13 protein-coding genes and 1 pseudogene are annotated in these 15,451 nt (G+C 67.8%); 3 read left to right on the forward strand and 11 right to left on the reverse strand.

The genetic code is table 11. The features are described 5' to 3' along the window. Positions 1 to 16: 16 nt before the first annotated feature. The 7 genes from NI1_RS18085 to NI1_RS18115 are packed head-to-tail and all read right to left on the reverse strand — an operon-like array spanning position 17 to position 8,111. Positions 17 to 1,504, reverse strand: a complete 1,488-nt coding sequence (locus NI1_RS18085; protein ID WP_067822586.1) for a chlorohydrolase family protein — start codon at positions 1,502 to 1,504, stop codon at positions 17 to 19. After that, a complete protein-coding gene (locus tag NI1_RS18090) occupies positions 1,501 to 2,742 on the reverse strand; it encodes an amidohydrolase family protein (protein ID WP_218026767.1) in 1,242 nt (413 codons plus the stop codon). The genes NI1_RS18085 and NI1_RS18090 overlap by 4 nt, the downstream gene beginning before the upstream one ends. Before the next feature lie 7 nt (positions 2,743 to 2,749). Next, the gene (locus NI1_RS18095; protein WP_067821700.1) at positions 2,750 to 4,276 is read right to left on the reverse strand and encodes an ABC transporter substrate-binding protein; all 1,527 of its coding nucleotides are present in this window, start codon (positions 4,274 to 4,276) and stop codon (positions 2,750 to 2,752) included. A gap of 31 nt (positions 4,277 to 4,307) precedes the next feature. Then, positions 4,308 to 5,294 (reverse strand): ABC transporter ATP-binding protein, encoded by a 987-nt coding sequence (locus NI1_RS39375; RefSeq protein ID WP_067821703.1) that lies wholly within the window; start codon positions 5,292 to 5,294, stop codon positions 4,308 to 4,310. After that, positions 5,291 to 6,301, reverse strand: coding sequence for an ABC transporter ATP-binding protein (locus tag NI1_RS39380; RefSeq protein ID WP_067821705.1), 1,011 nt, complete (start codon positions 6,299 to 6,301; stop codon positions 5,291 to 5,293). The genes NI1_RS39375 and NI1_RS39380 overlap by 4 nt, the downstream gene beginning before the upstream one ends. Then, positions 6,298 to 7,194, reverse strand: coding sequence for an ABC transporter permease (locus NI1_RS18110; protein WP_067821708.1), 897 nt, complete (start codon positions 7,192 to 7,194; stop codon positions 6,298 to 6,300). The genes NI1_RS39380 and NI1_RS18110 overlap by 4 nt, the downstream gene beginning before the upstream one ends. Beyond that, on the reverse strand, positions 7,191 to 8,111 hold the full coding sequence (locus NI1_RS18115) for an ABC transporter permease (protein ID WP_067821711.1): 921 nt from the start codon (positions 8,109 to 8,111) through the stop codon (positions 7,191 to 7,193). The genes NI1_RS18110 and NI1_RS18115 overlap by 4 nt, the downstream gene beginning before the upstream one ends. A 325-nt stretch (positions 8,112 to 8,436) precedes the next feature. On the opposite strand from NI1_RS18115, the gene NI1_RS18120 reads away from it, so the two are divergent. Further along, positions 8,437 to 9,156 carry a GntR family transcriptional regulator gene (locus NI1_RS18120; RefSeq protein WP_084523371.1) on the forward strand — a complete coding sequence of 240 codons (720 nt, stop codon included), beginning with the start codon at positions 8,437 to 8,439 and terminating at the stop codon, positions 9,154 to 9,156. Between the two features lie 54 nt (positions 9,157 to 9,210). On the opposite strand, the gene NI1_RS18125 is transcribed toward NI1_RS18120, so the two are convergent. Both NI1_RS18125 and NI1_RS37235 read right to left on the reverse strand, forming a co-directional pair. Then, complete coding sequence (locus tag NI1_RS18125) at positions 9,211 to 9,501, reverse strand: hypothetical protein (protein ID WP_067821714.1); 291 nt, start codon at positions 9,499 to 9,501, stop codon at positions 9,211 to 9,213. Between the two features lie 146 nt (positions 9,502 to 9,647). Then, a pseudogene (locus NI1_RS37235) lies at positions 9,648 to 9,827 on the reverse strand (esterase-like activity of phytase family protein); the annotation flags it as partial. 338 nt (positions 9,828 to 10,165) lie between these two features. Between NI1_RS37235 and NI1_RS18130 the strand changes: the two are divergent. Next, positions 10,166 to 11,332 (forward strand): glycosyltransferase family 4 protein, encoded by a 1,167-nt coding sequence (locus tag NI1_RS18130; RefSeq protein WP_067821717.1) that lies wholly within the window; start codon positions 10,166 to 10,168, stop codon positions 11,330 to 11,332. Further along, positions 11,329 to 13,428, forward strand: coding sequence for an amylo-alpha-1,6-glucosidase (locus NI1_RS18135; protein ID WP_067821720.1), 2,100 nt, complete (start codon positions 11,329 to 11,331; stop codon positions 13,426 to 13,428). Before NI1_RS18130 ends, NI1_RS18135 begins: the two co-directional genes overlap by 4 nt. On the opposite strand, the gene NI1_RS18140 is transcribed toward NI1_RS18135, so the two are convergent. Both NI1_RS18140 and dprE2 read right to left on the reverse strand, forming a co-directional pair. Next, the gene (locus NI1_RS18140) at positions 13,415 to 14,659 is read right to left on the reverse strand and encodes a bifunctional cobalt-precorrin-7 (C(5))-methyltransferase/cobalt-precorrin-6B (C(15))-methyltransferase (RefSeq protein ID WP_067821722.1); all 1,245 of its coding nucleotides are present in this window, start codon (positions 14,657 to 14,659) and stop codon (positions 13,415 to 13,417) included. The genes NI1_RS18135 and NI1_RS18140 overlap by 14 nt on opposite strands. After that, entirely contained in the window at positions 14,638 to 15,402 is a 765-nt protein-coding gene (gene dprE2, locus NI1_RS18145; protein ID WP_067821725.1) for a decaprenylphospho-beta-D-erythro-pentofuranosid-2-ulose 2-reductase, read from the reverse strand. The genes NI1_RS18140 and dprE2 overlap by 22 nt, the downstream gene beginning before the upstream one ends. Positions 15,403 to 15,451: the final 49 nt, after the last annotated feature.

Consider the following 15,451-nt stretch of genomic DNA (forward strand, 5'->3'; position numbering starts at 1 on the left):
TATACCAATTGCGCATTTACCCGATCTCGGTCCCGGTGAGTCTGCGGAACGACGGTGGGAACAGGTCGGCGCTGGGGCGGTGCCGGTAGTCGCGTTCGGAGTAGGCCGCGCGCATGCGGTCGAACAGGGATTGGGCGCGGGCGGTCATGGCATTCAGGTCGACGCCGGGAATTTCGCTGTCGCGCATGGTGATTCGTCCGGCGATCATGGAGAAGGTGGCGGCGCGGGCGGTGCTGTTCATGCACAGGGTGCGGATCGGGTCGTCGATGACACCGTCGAGAGGGTCGTGGAGGCGGAAGGCGACCAGGTCGGCGGTGGCGCCGGGTTCGAGTCTGCCCAGGTCGGGGCGCCCGAGGGCGCGAGCGCCGCCCAGGGTGGCGGAGTTGAGGTATTCGGCGTAGGTGGCGGCGTCGGTTCGGTGTGCCAGGATCTTCGCCACGGTGACGCCGGTATCGATGCCGCGGACGAGATCGGGTGGGTAGGAGTCGGTTCCGAGGGCGAGGGTGATGCCGGCGGCGCGGTAGCGTTCGAAACTGTCGAGGGCGGCGCCGTGCCGGGCCGAGGTGAGTGGGCAGTGGATGACGGTGACGCCGGACGTGGCCAAGGTGGCGATGTCGGTGGAGGTGCCGGCCGCGACCAGGGGGTGTGAGTCGAGGTAGATGCCGTGGGGTATCAACAGGTTCGGGCCGAGTAGGCCGGTTCGTTCCAGGACGGTGAGCGGGGGCGCGCCGAGGGTGTCGAGGACGAGTTCGCGTTCGAGCAGTCCTTGCAGGGCGTGCAGGCGGACCAGGACACCGGTTTCGGCGGCCAGTGCCGCTGTGCGGCGCATGAGGTCTTCGCTGAGCGTCTCGATCCGGCAGGGCAGTAGCGCGCCGTGCACCAGGTCGGAGTGGCGGTCGGCGGCCCAGCGCAGGAATCGTTCGGCGTCGGCGAAGCCGTTCATTCCCAGTTCTTCGTTCCAGTAGATGGAGCGGGTGCCGTCGGCGTCGACCACGTTGACGCCGGAACGGTAGCTCGGTCCGAGGTATACCCGAAGGCCCAGCTGCTGTGCGGTTTCCGCCATGGCGACGGCGTCGTCGTAGGTTTCGGCCCAGTCGCTGTGCACCTCGGAGGCGATCGGCATGGCCGTCGTCACGCCGTGCCGCAGCAGTTGGACGAAACCGTAGCGGCGGATGAAAGCCCGTTCCTCGGCGTCGAATACGGCCCGGCGCCGGTGCTGGGCGTAGTCGCGGGACCATTGCAGGCCCAGGCTCAGCTCCGGGGATTGCCAGGAGTCGAGGATCGTGTGGTCGATATCGGTGAGCGCGTCGAGGTCGATCAGGCCCGGCAGCAGTACGGCGGCTCCGAGGTCGATGGTCTCCTCGACCGCCGGACCGCCCCCGCGCGGCCCGGCGTAGACGATCCGATCCCCTTCGACCACCACCTCGCCGTCGTCGATCAGGAGGTGCTCGCCGTCCGCATGCCCCAGCACATGCGCGGCCCGGATACCGCGCCGCGCGCTCATGCCCACCGTCCGGGCAGCTCGAAACCCTCCAGATCGGTATCGACCCGAACGACCGCACCACGATGCACGACGGTGCGTCCGGCGGGCCGATCCATCACGGCCGCAGTGGGATTCGCCGCGCCGAGCAGCACGAACTCGGCGGGATCCCCCGGCTCGAAACCGGGATGCAGACCGAGCCGGTCGAGCGGTTCGAGCCCGCGATCCAGAATGCCCGCCCCACCCCAGGTGGCGACCGCGAGCGCGTGTTCGATCTCGAGGTCGGAGGAGAATCCGTTGGTGAACGCCAATTGCCAAGCGCGGTCGAGCATATCGCCGTTGCCGTAGGGCGACCAGAAGTCACGCTGGCCGTCCATACCCACCCCCACCCGCACGCCCGCGGCGGCCAGCTCGAGCAGCGGCAGCTCCCATCCCTTCGGCCCGGCCGCATGGGTGATCGCCACCTGGTTGACCGCCAGCCGGTCGATGGTCGCGGGCACCCCGGGCAGACCGCCGCACAGACTGCGCGCGTGCGAAATGGTCACCAGCCCTTGCATTCCCAGCGCTTCGACGCGATCGAGGATCAGCGACATGGTGAACAGCCCGAGTTCCCCGGCTTCGTGCAGATGGATATCGACTCCGACCTGATGCCGTTCGGCCAGGCCGAAAACCGTATCCAGGTGCCGCACCGGATCCCGATCGATTTCGCACGGATCGATGCCGCCGATCAGATCGGCGCCTTCGCGCAGCGCCGCGTCCAGCAGATCGGGCACGCCCGGCTCGAGCAGGATGCCCACTTGCGGAAACGCGACGATCTGCACATCGGCCAAGTCGGCGTACCGGTCACGCGCCGCCCGCACACCCTCGAACTTCTCCAGCCCGGAATCGGCATCCACCTGGGCGTGGGTGCGAATTCGAGTGGCCCCGTTGGCGATCGCGACGGCGAGGGCGAACGTGGCGCGCTCGGCGACGGAACGCTCGGCCGTACGCCAGCGCGCGCGGTCGTTCATGATCCGTCCCCAGCGCCCCGGCTCCCCCGTGTACTGGCGGACGGGCAACCCTAAACAGCTGGAGTCCAGGTGCAGATGCACATCCGAGAACGCGGGCAGGATCAGCTGCCCCCGCCCGTCCAGCCGGTCGTCGGCATCGGCGATGGAATCGATTGCGGCCGACGTGATCTCGGCCACCACTCCGTCCTTCACGACAATGTCGACAAGGTCACCGCCCCAGGGCCGCACCTGACCGATGCGCAGCGTGCTCATGGATCGATCAGCCCTTCCCGAAGCTCGCGGTGCCCACGGTGATCATGCCGTCGGCGCGCGGCGTCCACCGCAGTTCCGGATCCACCGCATAGCTGGTGTCGGGCGTGTACAGCCCGACGATCAGCGCCTGCGCGTCGTTGAGCCGGAACAGTTCGCTGTAGGCGTCGATGCGGGCCTGTCCGCTGACGGTGCGGGTCTTAGCGACCAGCGCCTTGGTGGCGGGCAGCATGGCGTAATCGTTCTGCTGGCCGCCGAACATGGAGGACACGGGCGCGTCGCCGTCCATGGTCGAAGGCGCGTAGGTGTTCAGGTACAGACCCGCCACGGCCTTCTTGCCGTAGATGATCTGCGACAGGCTGGCCTGATCGGTGCCCTGCAAGGTGACGGTGAGACCGGCCTTGGCCAGATCACCCTGGATGGCCTGCGCGATCTCCGAACTCAGCGGGATGCGGCCGTTGGTGGCGTACTGGAAGGGAATCGGCTGCCCGCTGTACCCGGATTCGGCGACCAGCTGCTTGGCCTTGGCGAGATCACGTTGCGCCGCCGGGTAATTCGGGTTGAAGCCGCCCACGTTCCGGGCGACGAGCTGATTGTCGACCGTGGCCCGGCCGGCCAGTACGGTCTTGACGATGGCCTCACGATCGATCGCCAGCGAAATCGCTTCGCGCACTTTCTGATTCGCCAGCGGCCCCGCCGAGGAGTTCATGCCCAGGAAGGTCACCCCGTTGGAGGTGTTGGCTTTCACCGAGATACTCGACGAACCCGACACCGCTGACACCTGATTCGGTGCGATGAGCGCGATATCCAGGCTGCCGGATTGCACACCGTTGAGGCGGGCATCGGCATCGCCGACGGTCTTGAAGGTCACCTTCTCGATCTCGGCGGGCGTCCCCCAATAGTTCGGATTGCGCTTGAGCACGTATTCCACCCCGCGGGTGTAATGGTCGAACACGAACGGCCCGGAGCCCACCGGGGCGGCGGCGAATCCGGCGGAACCGAGCTTGGTGTACACCGCTTCGGGCACGATCGAGACGCCGGTGACAATGGTCGGCCACGCCGAATAGGCGGCGTTCAAAGTGAATTCGACGGTGTTCTGCGGCCCGACGGCGGCGGATTCGAACATCTCCATATAGGACGCCGGATCGCCGGTGGGGTTGGCTTTGATCGTGTTGTAGGTGAACGCCACATCGGAGGCTTTCACCGGCTCGCCGTTATGGAATTTCGCGTCCTCGCGGATGGTGAAGCTCCACCGCGTGAAGTCCTCGTTGTGCTCCCATTTCGTGGCCAGCAGCGGATTGATCTTGCCGTCGGCGTCGAAGCGGGCCAACTGGTCGAAGGCCGCGAAGTAGTAGTTGTAGCCCGCGAGCGAGCCGTCCATGATCGGGTCGGGCGCCTTCTCCGGTTCGGCGACCGCACCGACCACGATCTCGTGTGACGACGCGGCCGAACTGCCCGCGGGCGCGCAGCCGCTCAGCGCCACGGTGGCGGCGAGGACGGCCAATCCGGCCATCGCGGTGGGAATCTTGAATCTCACGGGGTTTCCTCGATCATCGGTAGGGCGGAAATCAGTGGGGTACCGGAAAGTGGCAGGCCACCGTGTGGCCGTCGGAGCCGATCGGTGTGAGTGCCGGTTCACGCTGTGCGCAAAGCTCTTTCGCGGCGGGGCAGCGGGTGCGGAAGGTGCAGCCGCTCGGTGGGTTCGCGGCATCGGGCATCTCGCCGCGGATCAAGGCCGATGCGGTGCGGTCCCGCCGGTGCGGGTCGGGTATCGGCGCGGCGGCGATGAGCGCCCGGGTGTAGGGGTGGCGCGGCCGGGTGAAAACCTCCTCGGTCGCACCGATCTCCACCAGCTTGCCCAGATGCATGACCGCGACCCGGTCGGCCAGATGCCGCACCACCGACAGGTCGTGGGCGATGAACAGATACGACAACCCGAGGCGTTCCTGGAGATCCTGGAGCAGGTTGATCACCTGGGCCTGCACCGAGGCGTCGAGCGCGGACACCGGTTCGTCCAGCACCAGCACTTCCGGGTCCAGTGCCAGCGCCCGGGCGATGCCGAGGCGCTGGCGTTGCCCGCCGGAGAACGCCGCGGGACGGCGGGTCAGCGCATCCTGCCCGAGACCGACTTGGGCGAGCAGTTCGACGACGCGGTCTCGCGAATATCCGCCGGTGATGCGCAGCGGCTCGGCGACGATATCGTGCGCGGTCATGCGGGGATCGAGGGACGAGTACGGGTCTTGGAAGACCAGCTGAACGCGGTTGCGCAAGGCTCTTCGCTCACGCGCGCTCAACGCTGCCAGATCGTGGCCGAGCACGCGAATGGAACCCGCCCTGGGAGTGTTGATTCCGAACAGCGTCCGCACCAGGGTCGACTTGCCGCCGCCGGATTCGCCTACCAGGCCGAAGGTTTCACCGCGGCGCACGGCGAAGGTGACGCCGTCGAGAGCGCGCAGCCTGCGTTCACCGCGCAGCCCGCGGCGGCTGCGGAAGGTGACCGCCAACCCCTCTACGCGTATGACCTCGTCAATGTTCTTGTCGACGGTTGTGCTCATGACGCGGCGTCCTGTCCGACGAGAGTGGATTCCAGTGCGGGCGGGCAGGCGAGGGCGCGGCCGGCCCCGAACGCGACCAAGGCGGGCGCGGTGGCATCGCAGTCGCTGTTCTTGCCCGCGAACTCGCAGCGCGGCGCGAACCCGCATCCGGCCGGACGGGCGGTCGGCGCGGGCGGAGCGCCGGGAATGGCGTAGGCGCGAGCCTCCTCACCGGCCTGCCCGAGCAGACTTCGTTGCAGCCCACGGGTATACGGGTGCGCGGCATCGTCGAACAGCTGCCAGACGGTGCCGGATTCGACGATCCGACCGGCGTACATGATCGCCACCCGATCGGCATGCTGGGCCACCAGTCCCAGATCGTGGGTGATCAGCACCATGGCGGCGCCGCTGCGTTCGCGGGCCTGCGCCAGCACCTCCATCAGCTGGGCTTGAATCGTCACATCGAGCGCGGTGGTGGGTTCGTCGGCGATGAGTATCGCGGGATCGTTAGCCATCGCCATGGCGATCACCGCGCGCTGGCGCATACCGCCCGACCATTCGTGCGGGTAGGCGCGAGAGCGTTGCGCGGGCTGCGGGATTCCCACATCGGTGAGCAGTTCGACGACGCGGCGGCGGCGTGTGCGGGCATCCAGGCGCTGATGAACCGCGAGTGCACGCTCGATCTGGATACCCACGCGGCGCACCGGATTCAACGACGTCATCGGATCCTGGAAGACCATGCCGAGTTCCGCGCCGCGCAATCGGCGCAAAGTTTCGTCATCCGCGCCGACCAGTTCGCGGCCGCGGAAGCGAATACTGCCGCCGAAGATCGTCAACGGCGGGGTGAGCAGGCCGAGCACGGCAAGCATGGTCACCGATTTGCCGGAACCGGATTCGCCTACCAGACACAGGACTTCACCGGCGTCCAGGCGCAAGCTGACCGAGTCGACGAGCACGACACGGCGGCCGTCCGCATCGACATATCCGACGGTCAGATCCGAGACCTCCAGCAGCGGGGTGCCGCTCATGCCGCCACCGCCCCGGCACGGCCTTCGGTGCGAGCGATCGGCCTGCGCACCGTGCGCCGCAGTCCCTGTCCCGCTGCCGCGAAACGCTGACCGACCAACAGGGTTCCGGCGATCACCAGCAGCAACGCGACCGCCGGGACGATGGTCAGATACGGCGCCTGCCGCACGTACTTCTGCCCGTCGGTGATCATGAGACCCCAACTGGGCGTGGGTGGTTGGACTCCGAGACCGAGATAGTCGAAGGACGAGATCATGATCATCACATTTCCGAGATCGGCGGCGGCGAGAATGCCGACCGGGACGAGCACATGGGGCACCACGTGTTTGCGCATCACCCACGCCGGGCCCGCGCCCAGCAATTGCGGGGCGATGACGAAATCGCGCGCGGACAGGCCCAACGCGACCGAGCGGGCGACGCGCGCGTAACCGACCCAGAACGTCAGGCCCAGAATGGTGGCCATCAGTCCGACACTGGGTCCGCGCACCGCCGACAGCGCCAGGATGACCAGGCTCATCGGGACCGCCAATTGCACATCGGCGTAGCCCATGAGCAGGCTGTCCAGGGGGCCGCGGAAATAGCCGGAGACGGTGCCGACGACCACCCCGATCGCGGCGTTGACCGTCACGATGACCACGACCAGCACCAGGGTGATCCGGCCGGCCAGTGCCAGCCGGCTGGCCAGGTCGCGGCCGAGCGAGTCGGTGCCCAGCGGATAGTGCGCGGTCGTGAAGGGACGAGTGAACGCTTGCGCCAGCTCTTGCGCGTACGGGTCGTAGCCCGAGGTGAGCGGGTAGAGCAGCGCGAAACCCACCACCGTGCCGATCATGGCGAAACCTATGAGCGCGAAGGCATTTCGCGGTGACTTGAAGCGTTTGAGGGCGGCGGGGATCATCGGACTCTCGCTCTCGGGTCGACGAAGCCGTACAGAATGTCGACGCAGAGGTTGACGACGACGAAGATGGTGGCGATGACGATCAGCCCGGACTGCACGACCGGGAAATCGCGGCCGAACACCGAGGTGAGCATCAGCTGCCCCAGTCCGGGCCAGGCGAACACCGCCTCGACGATCACCAGACCGCCCAGCAGGGTGCCGAGATTGATGCCCGAAACGGTGAGCACGGGCAGCAGCGCATTGGGCAGCACCTCGCGCAACAGCACGGTCGAGCGCCGCTCGCCACGGGCATACGCGGTGCGCACGTAATCCTGTGCGCTCTCGGTGATCAGCGAATTGTCCAGCAGCCGTGAGTAAACGACGAACTGCCCGGTCGCGATGGTCACCGCGGGCATCACGATCGCCAGCGGATCGGCGCCCGCCAGCGACGGCAGCCAGCCCAGCGATACCGAGAACACCAGCACCAGCAGCAGCCCGAACAGGAAGTCCGGCACCGCGAGTCGCGCCGCGCCCAGCCCGAGCATGACTCCGCGCAGCGACCAGAACCCGCTCAGATGCACGGTGAGCACGGCGGCGAAGGCCAGCACCACCCCGATCAGGAATCCGACGACCCCGAGCTGCAACGAGGCGGGCAGCCGCTCCAGCACGATCGTCATCGACGAGGTGCCCTGTTGCCGGTAGGAGTCACCGAAATCGCCGCTGACGATCCCGCGCAGGTACTCGAAATACTGTGTCAGCGGCGGCTTGTCGAAGCCGAGCTTGGTATTCAAGGCCGCGATATCGGCTTCGCTGGCGGTGTCGGGCAGCAGCGAGGCCGCCGGACTGCCGGTGAGCCGGCCCAGTACGAAGGCCAGCGAGACCACGGCGAACACGGTGATCACCGCCTGGATCAGACGGCGCAGAAGGTAGCCGGTCAAACTCGAACTCTCCTTGCCTCGCAGCATTCGGTATACAGAATCTGCCGGGCGCGTATCTCGGTTGTGTTCCGCATGTTTCGAGTTGGTGAACCATTTCACAAGCTGCTCGTGTCAAATACGCAGCAAGACTGCGCAAATCACGCGGTCACTGCCCAGCTACGGCCACGTGCAACGGTTTCCGAGCGAATCCGAACACCCTCCAGCCGCCACCCGCGGGAAGGAATTCGGTCTACCAAATCGAAGACGAGGCGGTCCGACCCGCTCACCTGAAGGGCAGCGACAGCCGTATCCGGCACCCCGCCCCACCGCTTCGTAGACTGACCCGATGCCCCCAGATCACCGATCGTCGCCACCAGCGATCGACGACACCTCCCAAACGCGACGGATCTACGACGATCTTCGCCGCAGCATCATCACTGGGGTCTATGCCGAAGGCCAGAAACTCCCCGAGGCCCGGCTGGCCGAGATGCTCGGCACCTCGAGGCTTCCGGTCCGAGAAGCCTTGGCCCTCCTCGAATTCGACGGCATCGTCAGCGCCAGCCCGCGCCGCAGCGCCGTCGTCCGCTCCTGGGACCGCACCGCCGTCGAGGAACTCTTCGACATCCGCATCGGCCTCGAACCCCTCGCCGCGCGACTCGCAGCGGCCCGCATCCAGCAGGGCGCCGACAGTTCCCCCCTACATGCCGCCCTCCGAGAATCCAACGCGGCCATCGCATCTCACGACCCCCTGCGCATCGCCGAAGCCAACGCGAAACTGCACGGCGAAATCGTGGAGCTGGCCGGCAACTCCCTGCTCACCCAGCTGATGCGCACCATCCTGGCCCGCATGGCGTGGCTCTTCTTCATCACCACCAAACGCGCCGTAGCCGCCCAGCTCGACGAACACCACCACCTCATCGACGCCATCACCTCCGGCAACGAACGCCTCGCCGAATACGCCATGCTCGACCACACCGAAGCCGGCCGCGCCCCCACCCTGGCGATCATCACCGCACTACGCCACCCCGACGCGAAACTCCCACCCGAGCCCTCGCCGCCGCATTGACAGGGCGACGGCGAAGCCCACATGAACCACCGGCCCGAACCGGTGCGGCCGAAGTCAGCAGAAACGGCCGTTACGGACCGCCGCCTTGGTGTCGAAACTCTCCGGAGTGACCACGGTCCGCACGACCGTCTGCTTGGCCAGATCCACCAGGAAGGTCCAGCCGCCGGCCAGAATGTGACCGTTACTGTCCACCCGGTTGACCTGGATGTACTTCCCACCCTGGCTGGGCCGGCGAGCGGCGAACGCCCCGAAACGAGCATCCTGAGCCTTCGCCCGCACCAGGGCGATCGCGGCGGCCGCCTGATCGCCGAGGTCCTCCGCCACGGCAGCGGTTTCGATGTGCACGATCGTCAGTTCCCCTCATCAGGTCCAGCTTGTCGCCCCACTTCCTACCTTATGGGCCCCACATTCGGTAACCGAAACCTGAAGGCCGCGTGCGCACACCACCCTGAGCGCACCCGCGGCACTCACTGTTGAACGTGAACGCCTCGCTACCCGACCGCGAGCAGATGGAAGGCGGTTTTGCCGACCAGGCCGAAGTTGTTGTCCGACAACAGGATCAGGGATCGAGAACCGTCGAGCAGGGCCGGGCCCCAGGTCATGCCCTCGACGCATTGCGGATCCAGGCCGAGGGTCGCGAAGGCGACGAGCAGGCGCTTGGACACGGGGCGGGCGGTGGCCGGCGCGGCCGTCCCCGCCGATCAACGGTTGTCGTGGCGAAATCAAGGGCAGAATCGGCGGTATCGTGCCGAAATATCTAGAAGGGGAATAGTGGAGGTACCCCTTTTACGGGGGACATAAACATGCATATAACAATTTGATCACGAAGTGCGGTGGCGGGGACATTCGTCCTTGCTGCACGCCTGGCGTAGTGACAGTGTGGAGGGCAGTTTGGCTCAGTTCAACCTCAAGGACGAGGAGTTTTGAAATGAGTAACAAGCTTTCGCGCAATTCTTCTCTTCGAAATACGCTCGATCTGCTGGGCAATCTCGAAAATCCTGAACCGCCCATGACGAACGGTGCGGAAAAGAATTCTCTCCATATTGTCCTGGTGGCTCCGCCGTATTTCGATATTCCGCCCGCCGGGTACGGCGGCGTCGAGGCCGTGGTCGCCGCGCTCGCCGATGAGCTGGTCGAACACGGGCATCGGGTGACGCTGCTGGGCGCGGGACGCGCCGGGACGAAGGCCGACTTCGTGCGTATCTGGGACGATTTGCTCACCCATCAACTGGGGCAGCCGTATCCGGAGATCGTGAATACGCTCAAGGCGTGGCGGGTGATCGAGGAACTGCACCAGCGGGATCCGATCGATGTGGTGCACGACCACACCTTCGCCGGACCGGTCAATGCCGCCGCCTACCGGATGCTCGGCATTCCGACCGTCGTCACCGTGCACGGCCCGGTGGATCCCGAAATGCACGAGTATTACCAGGCATTCGATCGCAGTGTCCGGCTGGTGGCGATCAGCGACCGGCAGCGTGAGCTGGCTCCGGACCTGAATTGGATCGGCCGGGTACACAATGCGATTCGGCCCGACGAATGGCCGTTCCGCACCGAGAAAATGGATTACGCGCTGTTCCTCGGCCGGTACGCGCCCTACAAGGGCCCGCACCTGGCGCTCGAGGCCGCGCACGCCGCCGGCCTGCGCCTGATCCTCGCGGGTAAGTGCAACGAGCCTCCCGAGCGCGCCTTCTTCGACGAGTTCGTGCGCCCGCTGCTCACCTCCACCGACGACGTGTTCGGTGAGGCCGACGCGGTCGCCAAGCGGCAATTGCTGGCCGGCGCGCGCTGCCTGCTGTTCCCCATCCAGTGGGAGGAACCCTTCGGCATCGTGATGATCGAGTCCATGGTGTGCGGCACGCCGGTGATCGCCCTGCGCGGCGGCGCGGTGGAAGAGGTGATCGAGCACGGCGTCACCGGGTTCATCTGCGACGATCCCGAGGAGTTGCCGGAGGCCATCGCCCGCATCGACGAGATCGATCCGTACGCCTGCCGGGAACGGGTCGAGCGGCTCTTCGCCACCGACCGTTTCGCCGCCGGCTACGAAGCGGCCTACTTCCGGGCCATCTCGAAGACCCCGAAACCCGCCGCGCACACCGTTATTCGCACCGCGGAGCGCCACCGGCCGACCATCACCGTGCCGCGCGACGCCCAGCTGCCGAGCGTCCGCCCGTGACGGTGCTGAATGCCGGGCCGCCGACCCCCGTCGACGGCGGCACCGGCCTCATCACGCTGGTCGAGGCGAGCACCTTCTGCCTCTCCGACCAGCTGGGCGACATTCACCCGGGCACCGCGCACGGCCTGTTCTACCGCGATGCCCGGGTGCTCACCCGCTGGGAGCTGCGGCTGGACGGGCAACCGCCGGAACAGCTTTCGGTGGTGCTGCGCGATCCCTTCCGGGCACGGTTCGTGGCGCGCAAACCGCCACCGCACGGCGTCGCCGACGCCACCGTGCTGGTGCAGCGGCGGCGCATGATCGGCGAGGGCATGCGCGAGGCCATCACGGTGCACAATCTCGGCGCCGAGGACACCGCCATGACCGTAACCCTCACCGCCGACGCCGATTTCGCGGATCTGTTCGCGGTCAAGGAGGGCCGCGGACATGGGCACGGCTGCGAATACAGCGTCTCGGAGGGAGCGCTACGGCTCACCGGGCGCGGCGGCCCCGGGCGTGAACTCGCCATCACCGCCGAGGGCGAACCGGAGATCCAGCCGGGCTCGCTGTCCTGGCAGATCCTGGTGCCCGCACACGGGTCCTGGCACACCGTCGTATGGTGCCAGCCCATCGTCGAACACCATGCGGCGCCGATGAAATTCGACGCCGGCGACGAGGACAGCCCGGTCAACAAGATCCGGCAGTGGCGCGCCACCACCACCGCGCTCACCGCGAGCGGAGCCGGGCTGAACACCATCTTGCAGCGCACCGAAACCGATCTGGGGGCGCTGCGGCTCGACGATCCCGAGGACGGCACCGCGTATGTGGCGGCGGGCGCGCCCTGGTTCATGGCGCTGTTCGGCCGCGACAGCCTGCTCACCTCGTGGATGGCCCTGCTGCTGGATTCCGCCCTCGCCGTGGGTACCCTGCGGCAACTGGCGAAACTACAAGGCACACAGGATGATCCGGTCACCGAGGAGGAGCCGGGGCGGATCATGCACGAACGGCGCTACGGTCCCGGCAGCGAACGGGTGCTCGGGGGCAGCGTGTACTACGGCAGCGTGGACGCCACGCCGCTGTTCGTCATGCTGCTGGCCGAATGCCTGCGCTGGGGCGTGGACCCGGCCGCGATCCGCGAACTGCTGCCGGCCGCCGACGCGGCACTGACCTGGCTCGACACCTGCGGTGACGGCGACGGCGACGGGTTCGTGGAGTACCGGCGCAAAACCGATCGCGGCCTGGCGAATCAGGGCTGGAAGGACAGCTGGGACGCCATCGGATTCGCCGACGGGCAGCTCGCCGAACCGCCGATCGCGCTCTGCGAGGTGCAGGGCTACACCTACGCCGCTCAGCTGGGCCGCGCCGAACTGGCGGACGCGTTCGGCGATCACGAGACCGCCGCCCGCCTGCGCGCCCGCGCCCAGGAGCTGAAAAGCCGCTTCGACGAGGCGTTCTGGATGCCGCGCGAAAGTTGCTACGCGCTCGCGCTGGACGCCGGGAAACGACAGGTCGATGCCGTGTCCAGCAATCCCGGCCACTGCCTGTGGACCGGGATCGTGCCGGACGAGCGGGCCGCGGCCCTGATCGAGCGCCTGGCCGGCGCCGATATGAACAGCGGATTCGGTTTGCGCACACTCTCTTCCAGGGCCGGTCGATTCAATCCCATGGGCTACCACAATGGCTCGGTGTGGCCGCACGACACCGCCATCGTGGTCGCCGGGCTGCTGCGCTACCGGCACATCCCGGGGGCGCTGCGGCTGGCCGAACATCTGGCCACCGGGCTGCTCGAAGCCATCCTGGAGTACGGGGCGCGCCCGCCGGAGCTGTTCTGCGGCTTCGCCCGGACCGAATTCCGTTCGCCGGTACCGTATCCCACCTCGTGTTCGCCGCAGGCGTGGGCGAGCGCGGCGCCACTGCTGCTGATGCGGTCGTTCCTGGGCCTGCGACCGGACGCGCCCAACCGCACCCTCACCATCGCGCCGCGACTGCCCGAGCGGGCGGGCACGGTGCGGCTGGCGGATCTGCGGCTGGGCTCGGCGTCGGTCACCATCGAGGCGACCGGCACCTCCGCGAAAGTCATCGGCCTGCCCGATGATTGGCGGCTCAACGAGGAGTGAGGGGTTTCACCACCGACCACTGGGTGACGGGCAGTTGCGGACGCCAGGAGGTGAAGTCGCCCAGCGGTTCGGCCCGGTAGATCTGGAACCGGCGCAGCGTGCCGCCGTGTTTGACCGACAGGATCGTCAGCAGCGCCTCGGATTCGGCGGTCACCGCATTGGCCACCAGCCGACCGCCGGGGCGCAGGCGTTCCCAGCAGGCGTCGAACATGCCGTCCTGGGTGAGGCCGCCGCCGATGAAGACCGCGTCCGGGGCGGGCAGGTCGGCGAAGGCCGCCGGGGCTTCACCACGTACCCCGATGCCCGGCACGCCGAGCCGCGTGGCGTTCGCGGTGATCTGCTCGCGGCGGCTCTCGCGTTGTTCGAAAGTCATCGCGCGGCACGAGGAATCGGTACGGCACCATTCGATGGCGATGGTGCCCGAACCGCCGCCGACATCCCACAGCAGCTCCCCGGGGGTGGGGGCGAGCGCGGCCACGGTGAGCGTGCGGACCTCGGACTTGGTGAGCTGGCCGTCGCCCCCGTACACCGTGTCCGGTAGCCCCGGCACGCGGCTCAGATGCGGCGCGTCGGCGTCGGAAACGGCTTCGATGCCGACGATATTGAGCGCGTCACCGGCCGGATGGCTCCACTTGGCGGCGATACCGTCGTAGATCCGCTCCCCCGGCCCGCCGAGTTGTTCGAGCACCGTCAACAGCGATTCGCCGAAGCCGTTGCGCGCCAGCAGTTCCGCCAGCCGGCCCGGGGTGCGCTCATCGGAGCTGAGCAGCAGAATCCGCCGGCCGTCGGCCAATTCGGGCAGCACGGTTTCCAGGGGCCGCCCGACCGCGCTGACCACCGGGGTTCCCGCCAAGCCCCAGCCCAGTCGCGCGCAGGCCAGCGAGGCCGACGACGGCTGCGGCAGCACGCGCAGGGCTTCGGCCCCCACCAGGCGCGCGAGCGTCACGCCGATCCCGTAGAACATGGGGTCGCCGCTGGCCAGCACGCACATGCGCCGCCCGGCGAAGCGTTCCAGCAGACCCGGCAGCGCGGGCACCAGCGGCGAAGGCCACGCCACCCGCTCGGCCGCGCACGCCTGCACGGGCACCAGCTCCAGTTGCCGGGCGGAACCGAACAGCACCTGCGCCGCCGCGATCTCGCGCCGCGCGCCGCCGCCGAGGCCGTCCCAGCCGTCGGCCCCGATACCGACGACGACGATCGGATGACCGGTCACCGGGGAGCCCGCCGCCACAGCGACTGCGGGACCAGGCGCATGGTGAAGAACACCAGCTTCAGCGCACGCGGCACCGTGACGATGCGGGTCCGCTTGTACAGCCCGGCGATCACCCCGTCGGCGACCTGATCGGGGGTGCTCGACAGCGGCGCCGGCTCCATGCCCGCCGTCATCCGGCCGATCACGAATCCCGAGCGCACCAGCAGCAGGTGAACTCCGCTGCCGTGCAACGCATCCTGGAGACCGTTGACGAAGCCGTCGAGCCCGGCCTTGGCCGATCCGTACACATAGTTGGCCCGCCGCACCCGGATCCCCGCGATGGAGCTGAACGCCACCAGCTGCCCATCGCCCTGCTCCCGCAACAGGTTCGCGAGCAGGGTGAGCATATTCACCTGTGCCACATAGTCGGTGTGCACGATCGCCACCGCGTGCGCCGGATCCTGTTCCGCGCGAGCCTGATCCCCGAGAATCCCGAACGCCAGCACCGCCACGCCGATCCGCCCGTGCTCGGCGACGAGCTTCTCCAGCAGCGGCTGATGGCTGCCCAGATCGTCGGCGTCGAACTCCACGCAGTGCACCGCGGCGGCCTCGGAGGTCATCAGCTCACGACGCTGTTTCTCCAGTTCGTCGCTGCGGCGCGCCGCCAGGATCACCACCCGCCCCGGGGCCAGCCGCCGAGCCACCTCGAGCCCGATCTCGCTGCGCCCACCCAACAGCAGAATGACGCCCGCGTCGACGTCTCGTGATGATCCGAATGCCATGGCCCACAGTTTGCCATCCGCGCCGCGAAGGCCCGCGTGGCGAGCGTGT

The organism is Nocardia inohanensis NBRC 100128 (assembly GCF_001612945.1).
In the GTDB taxonomy this organism is placed as follows: domain Bacteria; phylum Actinomycetota; class Actinomycetes; order Mycobacteriales; family Mycobacteriaceae; genus Nocardia; species Nocardia inohanensis.

Excerpts from the sequence above, each read along its gene's own strand:
- NI1_RS39375 (WP_067821703.1), bottom strand. The coding sequence starts at position 5,294 with ATGAGCACAACCGTCGACAAGAACATTGACGAGGTCATACGCGTAGAG.
- dprE2 (WP_067821725.1), bottom strand. The coding sequence starts at position 15,402 with ATGGCATTCGGATCATCACGAGACGTCGACGCGGGCGTCATTCTGCTG.
- NI1_RS18110 (WP_067821708.1), bottom strand. The coding sequence starts at position 7,194 with ATGATCCCCGCCGCCCTCAAACGCTTCAAGTCACCGCGAAATGCCTTC.
- NI1_RS18085 (WP_067822586.1), bottom strand. The coding sequence starts at position 1,504 with ATGAGCGCGCGGCGCGGTATCCGGGCCGCGCATGTGCTGGGGCATGCG.
- NI1_RS39380 (WP_067821705.1), bottom strand. The coding sequence starts at position 6,301 with ATGAGCGGCACCCCGCTGCTGGAGGTCTCGGATCTGACCGTCGGATAT.
- NI1_RS18120 (WP_084523371.1), top strand. The coding sequence starts at position 8,437 with ATGCCCCCAGATCACCGATCGTCGCCACCAGCGATCGACGACACCTCC.
- NI1_RS18130 (WP_067821717.1), top strand. The coding sequence starts at position 10,166 with ATGACGAACGGTGCGGAAAAGAATTCTCTCCATATTGTCCTGGTGGCT.
- NI1_RS18090 (WP_218026767.1), bottom strand. The coding sequence starts at position 2,742 with ATGAGCACGCTGCGCATCGGTCAGGTGCGGCCCTGGGGCGGTGACCTT.